This window comes from Streptomyces sp. NPDC028298 (assembly GCF_055565895.1).
Genome location: NZ_JBVHTL010000009.1, coordinates 414,801 through 428,364 on the forward strand (window position 1 = coordinate 414,801; position 13,564 = coordinate 428,364).

Annotated in this window: 12 protein-coding genes and 1 pseudogene; 3 read left to right on the forward strand and 10 right to left on the reverse strand. The window is 73.6% G+C overall.

Annotation, left to right across the window (positions count from 1 at the left end; all coding sequences use genetic code 11):
- Positions 1 to 22 precede the first annotated feature (22 nt).
- The 5 genes from ACZ4TO_RS34655 to ACZ4TO_RS34675 form a co-directional block, all read right to left on the reverse strand.
- Positions 23 to 1,159 (reverse strand): glycosyltransferase family 4 protein, encoded by a 1,137-nt coding sequence (locus ACZ4TO_RS34655; RefSeq protein WP_382789555.1) that lies wholly within the window; start codon positions 1,157 to 1,159, stop codon positions 23 to 25.
- 597 nt (positions 1,160 to 1,756) lie between these two features.
- Positions 1,757 to 3,499 carry a DNA repair protein RecN gene (gene recN / locus ACZ4TO_RS34660; RefSeq protein WP_382789559.1) on the reverse strand — a complete coding sequence of 581 codons (1,743 nt, stop codon included), beginning with the start codon at positions 3,497 to 3,499 and terminating at the stop codon, positions 1,757 to 1,759.
- 136 nt (positions 3,500 to 3,635) lie between these two features.
- A complete protein-coding gene (locus ACZ4TO_RS34665) occupies positions 3,636 to 4,541 on the reverse strand; it encodes an NAD kinase (RefSeq protein ID WP_328556344.1) in 906 nt (301 codons plus the stop codon).
- Positions 4,538 to 5,353 carry a TlyA family RNA methyltransferase gene (locus ACZ4TO_RS34670; protein ID WP_468026278.1) on the reverse strand — a complete coding sequence of 272 codons (816 nt, stop codon included), beginning with the start codon at positions 5,351 to 5,353 and terminating at the stop codon, positions 4,538 to 4,540. Before ACZ4TO_RS34670 ends, ACZ4TO_RS34665 begins: the two co-directional genes overlap by 4 nt.
- A 79-nt stretch (positions 5,354 to 5,432) precedes the next feature.
- Positions 5,433 to 5,747 (reverse strand): hypothetical protein, encoded by a 315-nt coding sequence (locus ACZ4TO_RS34675; RefSeq protein ID WP_382789564.1) that lies wholly within the window; start codon positions 5,745 to 5,747, stop codon positions 5,433 to 5,435.
- A 42-nt stretch (positions 5,748 to 5,789) separates the two neighbouring features.
- Between ACZ4TO_RS34675 and ACZ4TO_RS34680 the strand changes: the two genes are divergently transcribed.
- Positions 5,790 to 6,137, forward strand: coding sequence for an SCP2 sterol-binding domain-containing protein (locus ACZ4TO_RS34680; protein ID WP_382789567.1), 348 nt, complete (start codon positions 5,790 to 5,792; stop codon positions 6,135 to 6,137).
- On the opposite strand, the gene ACZ4TO_RS34685 is transcribed toward ACZ4TO_RS34680, so the two are convergent.
- The 4 genes from ACZ4TO_RS34685 to ACZ4TO_RS34700 all read right to left on the reverse strand — a co-directional run bounded on the left by ACZ4TO_RS34685 (position 6,121) and on the right by ACZ4TO_RS34700 (position 10,423).
- A complete protein-coding gene (locus ACZ4TO_RS34685) occupies positions 6,121 to 7,002 on the reverse strand; it encodes an ABC transporter ATP-binding protein (protein ID WP_468026279.1) in 882 nt (293 codons plus the stop codon). The genes ACZ4TO_RS34680 and ACZ4TO_RS34685 overlap by 17 nt on opposite strands.
- Positions 6,999 to 8,000, reverse strand: a complete 1,002-nt coding sequence (locus tag ACZ4TO_RS34690) for a FecCD family ABC transporter permease (protein WP_468026291.1) — start codon at positions 7,998 to 8,000, stop codon at positions 6,999 to 7,001. Before ACZ4TO_RS34690 ends, ACZ4TO_RS34685 begins: the two co-directional genes overlap by 4 nt.
- Before the next feature lie 95 nt (positions 8,001 to 8,095).
- On the reverse strand, positions 8,096 to 9,139 hold the full coding sequence (locus ACZ4TO_RS34695) for a FecCD family ABC transporter permease (protein WP_382789572.1): 1,044 nt from the start codon (positions 9,137 to 9,139) through the stop codon (positions 8,096 to 8,098).
- A 255-nt stretch (positions 9,140 to 9,394) separates the two neighbouring features.
- Positions 9,395 to 10,423, reverse strand: a complete 1,029-nt coding sequence (locus ACZ4TO_RS34700) for an HAD hydrolase-like protein (protein ID WP_468026280.1) — start codon at positions 10,421 to 10,423, stop codon at positions 9,395 to 9,397.
- 72 nt (positions 10,424 to 10,495) lie between these two features.
- On the opposite strand from ACZ4TO_RS34700, the gene ACZ4TO_RS34705 reads away from it, so the two are divergent.
- Entirely contained in the window at positions 10,496 to 11,788 is a 1,293-nt protein-coding gene (locus tag ACZ4TO_RS34705; protein ID WP_382789577.1) for a DUF1015 domain-containing protein, read from the forward strand.
- 100 nt (positions 11,789 to 11,888) lie between these two features.
- Here the strand turns inward: ACZ4TO_RS34705 and ACZ4TO_RS34710 are convergent, their stop codons facing one another.
- Entirely contained in the window at positions 11,889 to 12,743 is an 855-nt protein-coding gene (locus tag ACZ4TO_RS34710; protein WP_382789634.1) for a hypothetical protein, read from the reverse strand.
- Between the two features lie 183 nt (positions 12,744 to 12,926).
- Here ACZ4TO_RS34710 and ACZ4TO_RS34715 point away from each other — a divergent pair.
- Positions 12,927 to 13,564 (forward strand): annotated as a pseudogene (locus tag ACZ4TO_RS34715) (hypothetical protein); the annotation flags it as partial.

The following is a 13,564-nucleotide window of genomic DNA, read 5'->3' on the forward strand; positions in this document are numbered from 1 at the left end:
GGTGCGCCCGCCGCTTCGCCGGTCAGGCCAGCGGCCGGAAGCGGGTGAACTCGTCGTAGACGCTGAGCACTTGGGCGACCGTCTCGTCCTCGGTCGGCCAGGTGGCGGCCTGCCGGGCGCCCTTCTCCCGCAGCGCCTCCTGACGCGCCGGATCGGTGAGCACGCGTACGACGGCGTCGCCGAGCGCCTTCGCGTTGCCGTACGGGACGAGTTCGGCCGCGTCGCCGACCAGTTCGGGGATGCCCCCGACCGCCGTGGCGACGAGCGGGACGCGCGCGTGCAGGGCCTCCTGCGCCAGCACCGAGCGGGACTCCCATCTGCTGGGCAGCAGCACGGCGTCGGCGGCCGCCAGGAGTTCGGCGACGTCCTCGCGCCGCCCGACGAGCCGGACCGGCAGTTCCTCGTCCTCGATCCGGCGCTGGAGGACCGCGCGGAGCGGCCCCTCCCCCGCGATCACCAGCAGCGGCATCGGATCGAGGCGGCACCAGGCGCGCGAGGCGTCCAGGAGGGTGTGGTAGCCGCGGTGCCGGTCGAGCGAGCCGACCGCGATGAGCAACGGGCGGTCGGTCGCGCCGAGTTCGGCCCGCGCCTTGTGCCGGAACCGGTCGGGTTCCACCGGCTCGACCGGCAGCCGCGGCGCCGGGAACGCGACGGCGGCGAGCCGCGCGTCGCGCGCGCCTCTCCTGCGGGCCCGGTCCACCAGGTCGGAGGAGGTCCCGAGCACCACGGCGGCGGCCCTGGCGACCCGGCGTTCGACGAGCCGCAGGACGTGCGCCCGGGCGCCGTCCGCCTCCGAGCGGGTGTGCCAGGTGACGACGAGGGGGACGCGGCGCCCGCTGAGCGCCAGCGCCGCGCGCAGGGCCGCGTGGATCCCGTGCGCGTGCACCAGGTCGGCGTCCGCGCAGGCCGCCCGCAGTGCGGACACCGAGGCGGGGTCGCTGCTGCGGGGCACGGGGACGTGGTGCGCGCCGACGCCGGTGAATCCGTAGACGCGGTCCGCCTCGGCGGGGGCGCAGACGGTGACCCTGACCCCCCGGGCGACCAGACCCGCGGCCAGCGACCGTACGTGCGCGCTGCTGCCCGCGCTTCCGCCGCCGAGCACCTGCACGGTGCGCAGCGGCGACTGGCCGTGCGCTGAGTGGCTGCTCACGTGGCTCACGTGGCCGGGGCTCCTGGTTCGGCGTCGGACGGTCACGAGGAAACGTACAGAAGGATCGTGCGGGGAAGGGGGTACCGCACGTCGTGCACCGCGTACTACGCCAAGGATGCCAGGCCGTCCGGGCGTTCCGGCACCGCCATCACGACGAGGGCACGTCAGACAAGGCAACCCAGCGACGACGATCACCCGCACGAGTGACGAATGCTCCGTTCCGGGGAGGACCGGACCACAAGAGCGAATAGGCCCCTGTGGCCCCGCGGTTCACCTCGGTCTTTGCAGGGCGCCTGGCGCATCACGCGTCACCTCGGCACCGCAGACGCCCTCGCACGCGACACCGACGGCGAAGGTGCACCCGCGCACCGCACGGCGCACCCAGGCCCTCGCACTCCCCGCCCCATCCGACAGCGCGGCGCAGATTCAGCCCCTCCGGCGTTTGAGGAGCGGGGTCTGGGGCGGAGCCCCAGGTACGGGACGGGTAGGGGCGGAGGGGGCGAAAAAAGCCGACGGTACGGCTCCGGAGCAGCCCCGCCCCGGCCAGGGCGACGGACGGCCCCCGGCGAGGGAGGCAAGCCCGCCCGGCCGGGGGAAGCACCTCGGCTACGCGTCCGCGCGGGCCGCCGCCAGAAGTTCCTCCGCATGGGCCCGCGCCGTCTCGGAGTCCTCCTGCCCGGCCAGCATCCGGGACAGCTCGCGGATGCGCTCCTCCCCCTCCAGCACCTTCACCCCGGACCGGGTCACCGAACCGTCGTTGGTCTTCTCCACCAGAAGCTGCCGGTCGGCGAACGCGGCCACCTGCGGCAGATGCGTCACGACGACGACCTGCGCGCTCTTGGCCAGCCGTGCCAGCCGGCGCCCGATCTCGACCGCGGCCTTGCCGCCGACGCCCGCGTCGACCTCGTCGAAGAGATACGTCGGCACGGGGTCGGTCCCCGCGAACACGACCTCGACCGCGAGCATCACGCGCGAGAGCTCACCGCCGGACGCGCCCTTGGCGATGGGCCGCGGCGGCGCCCCGGGGTGCGGGGCGAGCAGCAGTTCCACCTCGTCGGCACCGGCCGGGCCGTAGGCCACCGGACGTCCGCCGACCTCCACGCCCTCCGGGTCCTCGGTCTGCCGGATCTCGAAGGACACGCGCGCGTGCGGCATCGCCAGCGAGGCCAGCTCGGCGGTGACGGCCGCGGCGAACCGCTCGGCGGCCTCCGCGCGGGCGTCCGTCAGCGCCTGGGCGAGTCCGCCCAGCTCGCCGCGCAGCGCGTCCCGTTCGGCGGTCAGCTCACCGATCCGGTCGTCGTCGCCGTCCAGTTCGGTGAGCCGTTCGGCGCTCCGCTCGGCCCAGGCGATGACAGCGTCGATGTCCTCGCCGTACTTGCGGGTGAGCTGAGTGAGCGCGGCCCGGCGCTCCTCGACGGCCGCCAGCCGCAGCGGGTCGGCGTCCAGGTCGTCGGCGTAGCCCGCGAGTTCGCCCGCCACGTCGCCGAGCAGGATGGCGATCTCCCCGATGCGCCCGGACAGCGTGGCGAGGGCCGAGTCGTGCGACCGTACGGCCTCCAGGGCCCGGTGGGCGCCCGCGACGAGCGTGGCCGCGTCGATGCCCTCCGGGTCCTCGGGGTTGCCCGCCAGCGCGGCGTGCGCGGCGGTCGCGGCGGACGCCAGCGCCTCCGCGTGACCGAGCCGCTCGGCCTCCGCCGCCAGCTCCGCGTCCTCGCCGGCGCGCGGCTCGACGGCCGCGATCTCGTCGAGTCCGAAGCGCAGCAGGTCGGCTTCCTGGGCCCGTTCCCGCGCACGGGTCGTGATCTCGTCCAGCTCGGCCGATACGGCCCGCAGCCGGCGGTAGGCGCCCGCGTACTTGGCGAGCGGTACGGCGACCGCGTCACCCGCGTACCGGTCCAGGGCCTGCCGCTGCCGGGACAGCTTGAGCAGTCCCTGCTGGTCGGTCTGGCCGTGCACCGCGACCAGTTCGTCGGCGAGCTCGGCGAGCACGCCCACCGGAACCGAGCGCCCGCCGAGATGGGCGCGGGAACGCCCCTCGGCCGAAACGGTACGGCTGATCAGCAGCATGCCCTCGTCGAGCTCGGCACCCGCCTCCTCGGCCCGTACGACGGCCGTCCCGCCCGCGGGCACACTGATCCGCCCCTCCACGACCGCGCTCTTGGCGCCGATCCGCACGAGGGCCGGGTCCGCCCGGCCTCCCAGCAGCAGCCCGAGGCTGGTGACCACCATCGTCTTGCCCGCACCGGTCTCACCGGTCACGGCGGTGAAGCCGGGTGACAGCTCGACGACCGCGTCGTCGATGACTCCGAGCGACCGTATCCGCATCTCCTCCAACACGTCCCCGACCATACGAGGTTTTCCTCGCGCCGTGCGACGCCGCCCCCCGCAAAGAGAACCGAGCGTTACTTTCGGGGGGTGGTCTCGTTCGCCGACGGACCGTGCGGAGGCGGCCGGCACCCGGGCGGAACCCGGGTGCCGCGTGTCCCTAGTGCGGTGCCCCGCGCCACCCGGAGACCGGCAGCGCGAACTTGGCGACGAGCCGGTCGGTGAACGAGGCGTGGTGCAGCCGTGCGAGCCGTACGGGCACGGCCCCGCGGCGCACCTCGACCCGCGCGCCCGGCGGCAGCTCCACGGTCCGCCGCCCGTCGCACCACAGCACGCCCGGCGGGACGTGCGGCAGCACCTCCACGGCGAGCACCGAGTCCGGCGAGGTCACCAGCGGCTTGGCGAACAGGGCGTGCGCGCTGATCGGCACCATCAGCAGCGCCTCGACCTCGGGCCAGACCACGGGCCCGCCCGCGGAGAAGGCGTAAGCCGTCGACCCGGTCGGGGTCGCGCAGACGATCCCGTCGCAGCCGAACCCGGTGACGGGCCGCCCGTCGATCTCCAGCACCACTTCGAGGAGCTTCTCGGCCGACACCTTCTGCACGGCCGCCTCGTTGAGCGCCCAGTCGGTGTGCACGATGTCGCCGTTGCGGTGCACGACCACATCGACGGTCATGCGTTCCTCGACCTCATAGGCCCGGGTGACGACCCGGTCGACGACCTTGTCCAGGTCGTCGCGCTCGGCCTCGGCGAGGAAGCCGACGCGCCCGAGGTTCACGCCGAGCATCGGCACCCCGGAGGCGCGGGCGAACTCCGCGCCGCGCAGCAGCGTTCCGTCACCGCCGAGGACGATGAGCAGCTCGCAGCCGTCGAGGCACTGCGGGGTCGCCTCCTGGACCAGTTCGACCTCGTCCGGCAGCGGCAGATCGGCCGCCTCGGCGGCGAGGACCCGTACGCCGATCCCGGAACGCAGCAGGCCCTGGACGACCAGCTCGGCACTACGGATGGCTGCCGGCCGCCCGGTGTGGGCCAGCAGGAAAACAGTACGAGCTCGGGTCTGTGTCAACGCGGCCCCTCCGCCACTGCACGGTCAACGTCGGCCGGGTCGAGTTCGGGTGCCCCGGCACGCAGCCACAGAAAGTACTCGACGTTGCCCGACGGTCCGGGCAACGGGCTCGCTGTCACGCCCTTCACTCCGAGCCCCAGTTCCCGGGCTCGCCCCGCCACGCCGCGCACGCTCTCGGCGCGCAGCTCCGGACTGCGCACGACACCGCCGCTGCCCAGCCGGTCCTTCCCCACCTCGAACTGCGGCTTGACCATCATCACCAGGTCGGCATCCGGCGCCGTGCACCGCGCGAGGGCGGGCAGCACCAGTCCGAGCGGGATGAAGGACAGATCCCCGACAACAAGGTCCACGGGCTCCCCATCGATCGCCTCCAACGTCAACTCGCGTACGTTCGTACGGTCCTTGACGGTGACGCGTTCATCGCTCTGGAGAGACCACGCAAGTTGTCCGTAACCGACGTCCACGGCGACGACATGGGCGGCGCCCGCGCGCAGCAGTACGTCGGTGAAGCCTCCGGTGGAGGCGCCGGCGTCCAGCGCCCGCCGTCCCTCGACCTTCAGGCCCTGCGGCCCGAAGACGGCGAGGGCGCCGGCGAGCTTGTGTCCGCCGCGCGAGACGTAGTCGGGGTCGCTGTCGTCCGTGCTGACCACGATCGCCGCGGCGGTCTCGACCTGCGTGGCGGGCTTGGTCGCGAGGGTCTTGCCCACGCTGACCCGGCCCGCGGCGATGAGCTGCCCGGCGTGCTCGCGCGAGCGGGCGAGCTTCCTGCGGACCAGCTCGGCGTCGAGGCGGCGGCGTGCCACTCCTGCCACGTTCGGTTCAGCTCCTGCGGTCGTACGGCGATGGAAAGGGGGGCCCGGAACGTTCTCCGGGTGACCCGAAGGATCTCACTTACGGGCCGGCGGGCGGGCGGCCGGCGGGAGCCGGGGCTCCCGGGCGGACGTCGAGCGCGGTGAGCTCGTCGCGCAGCCCCCGGTGCACATCCTCGTACACCTCGAGGTGTCCGTCCGTCGCGAGGTGGTCGGCGTCGGCCAGCCGGTCCAGCCGGGCGTCGACGTCGGCGTGGCCCGTCGGGACGCGCGGGACGTCCAGCGGGGCCGGCGCGGCGGGGTCGTACGCGGGTTCCGGTTCGGCCTCCGCGGCCGGGCCGGGCTCCCCCGCGGTCCCGGGCTCGGGGAGCTCGCCCTCGGGCACTGAGTCGTTCATGCCCCGACGCTACCGCGAAGGGCTGCGGTACCGTCGATCACGATGGCGACGACTGAGGAGTGCCGCGCCGCACTCGACAAACTTTCGGACAACATGGCGGGCGCCGACGGCGACGTACGCGCCGCGGCGGCCCTTGACCGCTCGCTGAGCTGCCGTATCACCGACCTGGACATCACCTTCGTCGGCCGGCTCAGGGGCGGCCGGATCGAGGTGCTCGACACCCTCCAGGGCCCGCCCCCCGAGCGGGCCCAGATCCGCCTGACGATGAAGGGCGACGACCTGGTGTCGATGGTGAACGGCGAGCTGAACTTCGCCAAGGCCTGGGGCTCGGGCCGGGTGAAGCTGGAGGCGGGCCTGCGCGACCTGCTGCGGCTCAGGACGCTTCTGTAGCGGCCACCGCGGCGCGGACCCTGGCCTTGCGGGCCGCGGGCACCACGAGGGGCGTCCCGGTCTCGGGGTCGTCGATGACCTGGCAGCGCAGCCCGAAGACCTCCTCGACCAGGTCGGCCGTGACGATGTCGTTCGGGGCGCCCTGGGCGATGACCTCGCCGTCGCGCAGCGCGATCAGGTGGGTGGCGTAGCGGGCCGCGTGGTTGAGGTCGTGCAGGACGGCGACCAGGGTGCGGCCCTGCGTCTCGTGGAGCTCGGCGCACAGGTCGAGGACGTCGATCTGGTGCTGGATGTCGAGGTAGGTCGTCGGCTCGTCCAGGAGGAGCAGCGGGGTCTGCTGCGCGAGCGCCATCGCGATCCAGACGCGCTGGCGCTGGCCGCCGGACAATTCGTCGACATAGCGATCGGCGAGTTCGGCGACCCCGGTCGAGGCCATCGACTCCTGGACGACCTGCTCGTCCTCCGCGGACCACTGGCGCAGCAGGCCCTGGTGGGGGTAGCGGCCCCGGCCGACGAGGTCGCCGACCGTTATCCCGTCCGGCGCGATCGACGACTGCGGCAGCAGCCCGAGGGTGCGCGCCACCTTCTTGGCGGGCATCGACTGGATCGCCTGCCCGTCGAGCAGCACCCGTCCGGCCGAGGGCTTCAGCATGCGCGACAGGGCCCGCAGCAGGGTGGACTTCCCGCAGGCGTTCGGGCCGACGATCACGGTGAAGGAGTTGTCGGGGATCTCCACCGACAGCTTCTCCGCGATGACGCGCTGGTCGTAGGCGAGGGTGACGTCGTCGGCGGACAGGCGGTTCACAGTGCTCCTTGGGGTGTTCTCGTCCGCGGTCACGGGGGTGGCCTGCACCGGGCCGCTCATATCCGGCCCGCCTTGCGTTCGGTGACCAGCAGCCACAGCAGGTAGACGCCGCCGAGGACGCCGGTCACGACGCCGACGGGCAGTTGGTCGGCGCCGAAGGCGCGCTGCGAGGCCCAGTCCGCGACGATGAGCAGGGTCGCGCCCATGCACATCGAGGCCATCAGGTTCGGTCCGGGCGAGCGGGTGAGCCGCCGGGCGAGCTGCGGCGCGGTGAGCGCCACGAAACCGACCGGGCCCGCGGCGGCGGTGGCACCCGCGGTGAGCAGCACGGCGGCCACCATCAGCAGCAGCCGCGTCCGCTCGACGCTCACTCCGAGGGCGTACGACACGTCGTCGCCCATCTCCATCATCCGCAGCCCGCGCGCGTTGCCGAGGACGAGCGGGACGAGGACGGCGCACATGATGAGCAGCGGCCAGACCTGGGCCCAGTCCCGCCCGTTGAGGGAACCGGTCATCCAGACGACGGCGCGGGCCGCGTCGACGAGGTCGGCCTTGGTGAGGAGGTAGCCGTTGACCGCCGTGACGATCGCGGAGACACCGATGCCGACCAGGACGAGGCGGTAGCCGTGCACGCCCCGCTTCCAGGCGAGCAGGTAGATGGCGAGCCCGGTCAGCAGCCCCCCGACGAGCGCTCCGAGGGCGACCTCGGTCGCGCTGCCCGAGAACAGCACGATCATGACGAGGGCGCCGGCCGTGGCCCCCTGTCCGAGCCCGAGCACGTCGGGGCTGCCCAGCGGGTTGCGGGAGATCGACTGGAAGAGCGCTCCCGCCAGCCCGAGCGAGGCGCCCACCAGCAGTCCGACGAGGACGCGCGGCAGCCGCAGGTCGTTGACGATGAACTCCTGGCTGGGGCTGCCGTCGCCGGCCAGGGTCTTGAGGACGTCGCCGGCCGGGATCGGGAAGTCGCCGGTGCCGATGAGCACCACACTCGCCGCGGCCGCGGCCAGCAGCAGCAGGACGACCACGACGGCCGTGCGGACGTCGAGCCGGACGGACAGGCCGCCGACGGTGCGGACGGCCCGGACACGGCGCGCGGGGAGTGCCGGGGCGCTCCCCTCGCGGGCGGTCCGGGTGCTGGGGACACGTGGGGTCGTCACAGCTGCGCCGTCCTCCGTCGCCGTACGAGAAAGATGAAGACCGGGCCGCCCAGCACCGCGGTGACGATGCCGACCTGAAGCTCCGCCGGCCGGGCGACCATGCGCCCCAGGACATCGGCGCCGAGCAGCAGCACGGGCGACAGGACGGTGGCGTACGGCAGGATCCAGCGCAGGTCGGGCCCGGTGAAGGAGCGGACGGCGTGCGGGACCATGAGCCCGACGAACACGATCGGTCCGCAGGCGGCGGTCGCGGCGCCGCAGAGCACGGTCGCGGCGGCCATGGACAGCGCGCGGGTGCGGTTCAGGTTGGCGCCCAGCGCTCGGGCGGTGTCGTCGCCCATGGCCATCGCGTTCAGCGGCCGGGCGAGGGCCAGTGCGACGAGCGCGCCGACGCCGAGGAAGGGGGCCACCTGCTCGATCGTCGAGTCGGTCGCCGAGGCGAGCGAGCCGACGGTCCAGAAGCGCATCTTGCCGAGCGCCGCGTCGTCCATGATCATCACGGCCTGGAGATAGCCGTACAGCGCGGCGCTGATCGCGGTTCCGGCGAGCGCGAGCCGCACCGGGGTCGCGCCCCGGCTGCCGCCCAGGAACCAGACGAGCGCTCCGACGGCCGCGGCGCCGAAGAAGGCGAACCAGACGTAGCCGCTCAGCGAGGTGACGCCGAAGTACGTGATCGCCGTGACGACGGCGGCGGACGCGCCCGCGTTGATCCCCAGCAGACCGGGGTCGGCCAGCGGATTGCGGGTCAGCGCCTGGAGGACGGCACCGGAGAGGCCGAGCGCGGCGCCGACCAGCAGCCCGAGCACCGTTCGCGAGATCCGGTCACCGACGACGACGTCCGCGTACGTCCCCGAGTCGTGGAACAGGCCGTGCCACACCTGGTCCAACGGCAGCGCTTTCGCGCCGATCGCGATGCTCGCCAACGCGACCAGCAGCAGGATCCCCACGGACACGAGGAGTCCAAGAGTGCGTATCGCCCGGCGGCTTGGGGGCGCGGGGGCGGTTTCCGCGCGCTGTTCAGGAGGACTGTCGACCAACACGAGGTTAGGTTAGCCTACCCTCGCGTCGCGCCTGGAGGTGCCCGCACACCTGATCCCGTACCGAAGCCCGGGTCAGGCCGCATGCCGGGTCAGATCGCATGCCGGACCGGCCCGGCATGAGCAGGCACCGCCCACGACGCCCGCGCCCCGGGCCGGCCAGGACCGGCCGGTGCTGGCCGGTCTGTCCTGGCCGGTCTGTCCTGGCCGGTCTGTCCGAATCCTGGCCGGTCGGGGGCCGAGCCGGTCCCGCAGTGCCTACAGGCCCAGCCGGGCCAGCGCCTTTCCGCCGTCCAGCTCGCACACGCCCTCGCCCGCCGCCGTCCAGGCCGCCGCGCACAGCGCCCGCAGCCCGTCCAGGGCCTCGCCCTCGCCCGTCAGCTCCAGCGCGTCGCCGCCGGCCGTGGCCGTCCAGCCGCCGCAGCGGAACCCTTCACCCGCCTCGACGACCTCGGGCTGCCCGGTGAGCATGCCGCGCAGATCGGCGTCGACATACGTCGGACGGTGCTGCGGCGGCGCGGCCAGGAGCTGCGCCCCGTCCGTCACACCGGTGAGGACGAGCAGCGAGTCCACCTCGCCGTTGAAGGCGCCCTCGATGTCCGTGTCCAGCCGGTCCCCGACCACCAGCGGCCGATCGGCCCCGGTCCGCAGAATCGTCTCGCGGTGCATCGGGGGCAACGGCTTGCCCGCCACCTGCGGCTCGGCACCCGTGGCGATGCGGACCACCTCCACCGCGGCGCCGTTCCCCGGCGCGATTCCCCGCGCGCCCGGAATCGTCAGATCCGTGTTGGAGGCGAACCAGGGCACCCCGCGCGCGATGGCGTAGCACGCCTCCGCGAAGCGGGACCAGGTCAGATCGGGACCGCCGTACCCCTGCACGACCGCGACGGGCTCGTCCTCCGCCGAGTCCACCGGCTCCAGCCCCCGCTCGCGCAGCGCGACCCGCAGCCCCTCGCCGCCGATGACCAGCACCCGCGACCCCGCCGGCACCTGCTCGCTGATGAGCCGGGCCACGGCCTGTGCCGAGGTGATGACGTCCGACGCCACCGTCGGGACGCCCAGCTCCGTCAGATGCCCGGCGACCGCGTCCGGGGTGCGCAGCGCGTTGTTGGTGACGTACGCGAGGTGCATCCCGCCCGCGCGCGCCGTCGCCAGCGAGTCCACGGCGTGGGCGATGGCGTCACCGCCCGCGTACACCACACCGTCCAGGTCCAGCAGCGCGGTGTCGTACGCCTCGCTCAGGGCCTGCCGACTGCCCTCGGGCCGCGTCCTGACGGTCTGGCTCATTGCGCATCGCTCCTCGTTCGATCCCGTTGCCCCGATCATCCCGCATGCGCCGGACACACTTACGATGCCCCAATGAACTATGCAGGTCCCGAGGAGGAAACACCGGCAGGGAGCGGCCTCGAACTCACCCCGTTCCGAGGCCTGCGCTACGACCCCGACCGGGTCGGCAGCCTGGCCGCCGTGACGTCCCCGCCGTACGACGTGATCGTCCGGCCCGACGGACTGCTCGAACTCGAATCGGCCGACCCGTACAACATCGTCCGGCTCATCCTCCCGCAGGACGGCACCCCGGCCGCCCGCAACCGCCAGGCGGCCGACACGCTGGACCGCTGGCTGTCGGAGGGCATCCTGGCCGCCGATCCGGAGCCGGGCCTGTACGTGTACGAGCAGCGCGACGGCGACCTGCTGCAACGGGGCGTGATCGGCAATCTGCGGCTGTCCGACCCGGCCGACGGTGTCGTGCTCCCCCACGAGGACGTGATGCCGCACGTCATCGCGGACCGCGCGGCCCTGATGCGTGCCACGTCCGCCAACCTCGAACCCCTGCTGCTGACCTATCGCGGCAACGGCTCCGGATACGGCACCGCCGCCGTCATCGAGCGCACCGCCGACCTGCCGCCGCTGCTGTCCACCACCACGGAGGACGGCATCAGCCATCGCCTGTGGGCGGTCACCGACCCGGCGGAGCTCACGGAGATCCGCACGGACCTCGGCCGGCACCAGGCCCTGATCGCCGACGGACACCACCGCTGGGCCACGTACCTTCGTCTACGCGCGGAGCATCCTTCGCCGAGCCCCTGGGACTACGGCCTGGTGCTCCTGGTGGACACCGCCCGCTACCCGCTGCGCGTCCGGGCCATCCACCGCCTGCTGCACCGCCTGCCGGTCGCCGACGCGCTGGCCGCGCTCGGGGACTCCTTCCGCGTACGGCGCCTCGACGTACCCCTCCCCGAGGCGCTGGAGGCCCTCGGAGCGGCGGCCGCCGAGGGGAACGCCTTCCTCCTCGCCGGCGACGGCGCCTTCCACCTCGTCGACCGCCCGTCGCCGGACCTCCTCGCCCGTACGATCCCGGCCGAGCACCCCGAGGCCTGGCGTTCGCTGGACGCGACGGTCCTGCACGCCACGCTCCTGGACCATGTCTGGGGCATCCCGGAGGACTCTCCCGCGCACATCGCCTACATCCACGACACGACCGCCACGGTCGAGAAGGCGGAGCACGACGGGGGCACGGCCGTCCTGATGCACCCGGTCCACGAGGAAGTCGTACGCGAACTCGCCCGCCAAGGGGTCACGATGCCGCGCAAGTCGACCTCCTTCGGGCCGAAGCCGGCGTCCGGTCTCGTCCTGCGGGCACTCACTCCCTGAGACACCGCGATCCCGGGAAACACCCGCGGAAACGCCACGTGGGCGGCAGGGCACCTTCCGGTGTCCCGCCGCCCACGTGTTTGCGCCGTGGTGTCCGGCGTCAGCTCTGCGGACGGTGAGGAGCGTCGTCCTCGTCTTCGTCCTCGTCGTCCGCGTCCTCGTCGAGGGCGTCGGCTTCGTCCGTGACCGCGTCCGCGGTCACGGACTCGATCTCGTCGTCCTCGTCGTCCTCGTCGTCCTCGACGTCGTCCGCGTCCTCGTCCCGGTGCTCGTCGGTGACGCGGGGCTCGGCCGTGACCGCCGTCGGGGCCTCGTCGTCCTCGACGAGGGCGTCGACGAACTCGACGCCGTCCATCTCAGCCAGGCGGTCCGACGCGTCCGTGCTGCCGTCCTTGTCGGACTCGACGGTCTTGGCGAACCACTCACGTGCCTCGCCCTCACGTCCGGCGGCGAGGAGCGCGTCGGCGTAGGCGTACCGCAGTCGGGCGGTCCAGGGCTGGACGGAGTTCGAGGCGAGCTCGGGGCTCTGGAGGGTGACGATGGCCGCGTCGAGCTGATCCATGTCACGCCGGGCACCGGCCGCCACGAGCCGCATCTCGACCTGGCTCGCCTTGTCCAGCTTCTGCACCTCGGGCGCGCCCGCCATCTCCAGCGCCTTCTCGGGCCGGCCCATGCCACGCTCGCAGTCGGCCATCACGGGCCACAGCTCCACGCCACCGGTCATCCGGCGTGCGGCACGGAACTCGGCGAGCGCCTCGCTGAACTTCTGGTTCGCGTACGCGGCGAAGCCGGCGGCCTCGCGCACGGCGGCGACACGGGAGGCCAGCCGCAGGGCGATCCTCGAGTACGCGTAGGCGGCCTCGGGGTCCTCGTCGATGAGCCGGGCGACCATCACCAGGTTGCGGGAGACGTCCTCGGCCAGGCCCTTGGGCAGGCTGAGGAGCTCCTGCCGCACGTCCTGGTCGATCTCCTCACCCGTGACGTCGTCCGGGATCGGCAGACGCTTGATCGGCTCGCGGTCACGCTCCCGCTCGTCGCGGTAGCGGCCGCCTCCGCGGCGGTCGTCGCCACCGCGGTCGTCGCGGCCGCGGAAGCCACCGGGACGCCCGCCCCGGTCGTCGCGGCGCGGTCCACCACGGTGGTCGTCGCGCCCCCGGTCGTCACGGCCACGGAAGCCGCCTCCGCTGCCACCACGGCTGTCGTCGCGGCGGAACCCACCACGGTCGTCGTCACGGCGCGGGCCGGAGGGCCGCTCGTCACGGCGGAAGTCGCCACGGTCGTCACGGCGGAACGGCGGACGGTCGCTGTCCCTGCGCTCGTCGCGACGGAAGCCGCCACCGCTGCCACCGCTGCCACCACGGCTGTCGTCGCGGCGGAACCCACCGCGGTCGTCGTCACGGCGCGGGCCGGAGGGGCGGTCGTCACGGCGGAAGGACGAGGGACGGTCCGGGTCGCGGCGGAAACCGCCCCGGTCGTCGCCCCGACGGTCGTCACGCCGGTCGTCACGACGGAAGTCGCCACCGCCCCGGCTGTCGTCACGGCGGAAGCCACCACGGTCGTCGTCGCGGCGCGGGCCGCGGTCGTCACGGCGGAAGTCGCCGCGGGGCCCGCGGTCGTCGTCGCGACGGGGGCCGGAGGGCCGCTCGTCACGACGGAAGGGGGCCGGACGGTCCGGGTCGCGGCGGAAACCGCCCCGGTCGTCGCCCCGACGGTCGTCACGCCGGTCGTCACGACGGAAGTCACCACGGTCGTCGCGACGGAAACCGCCGCCGCTGC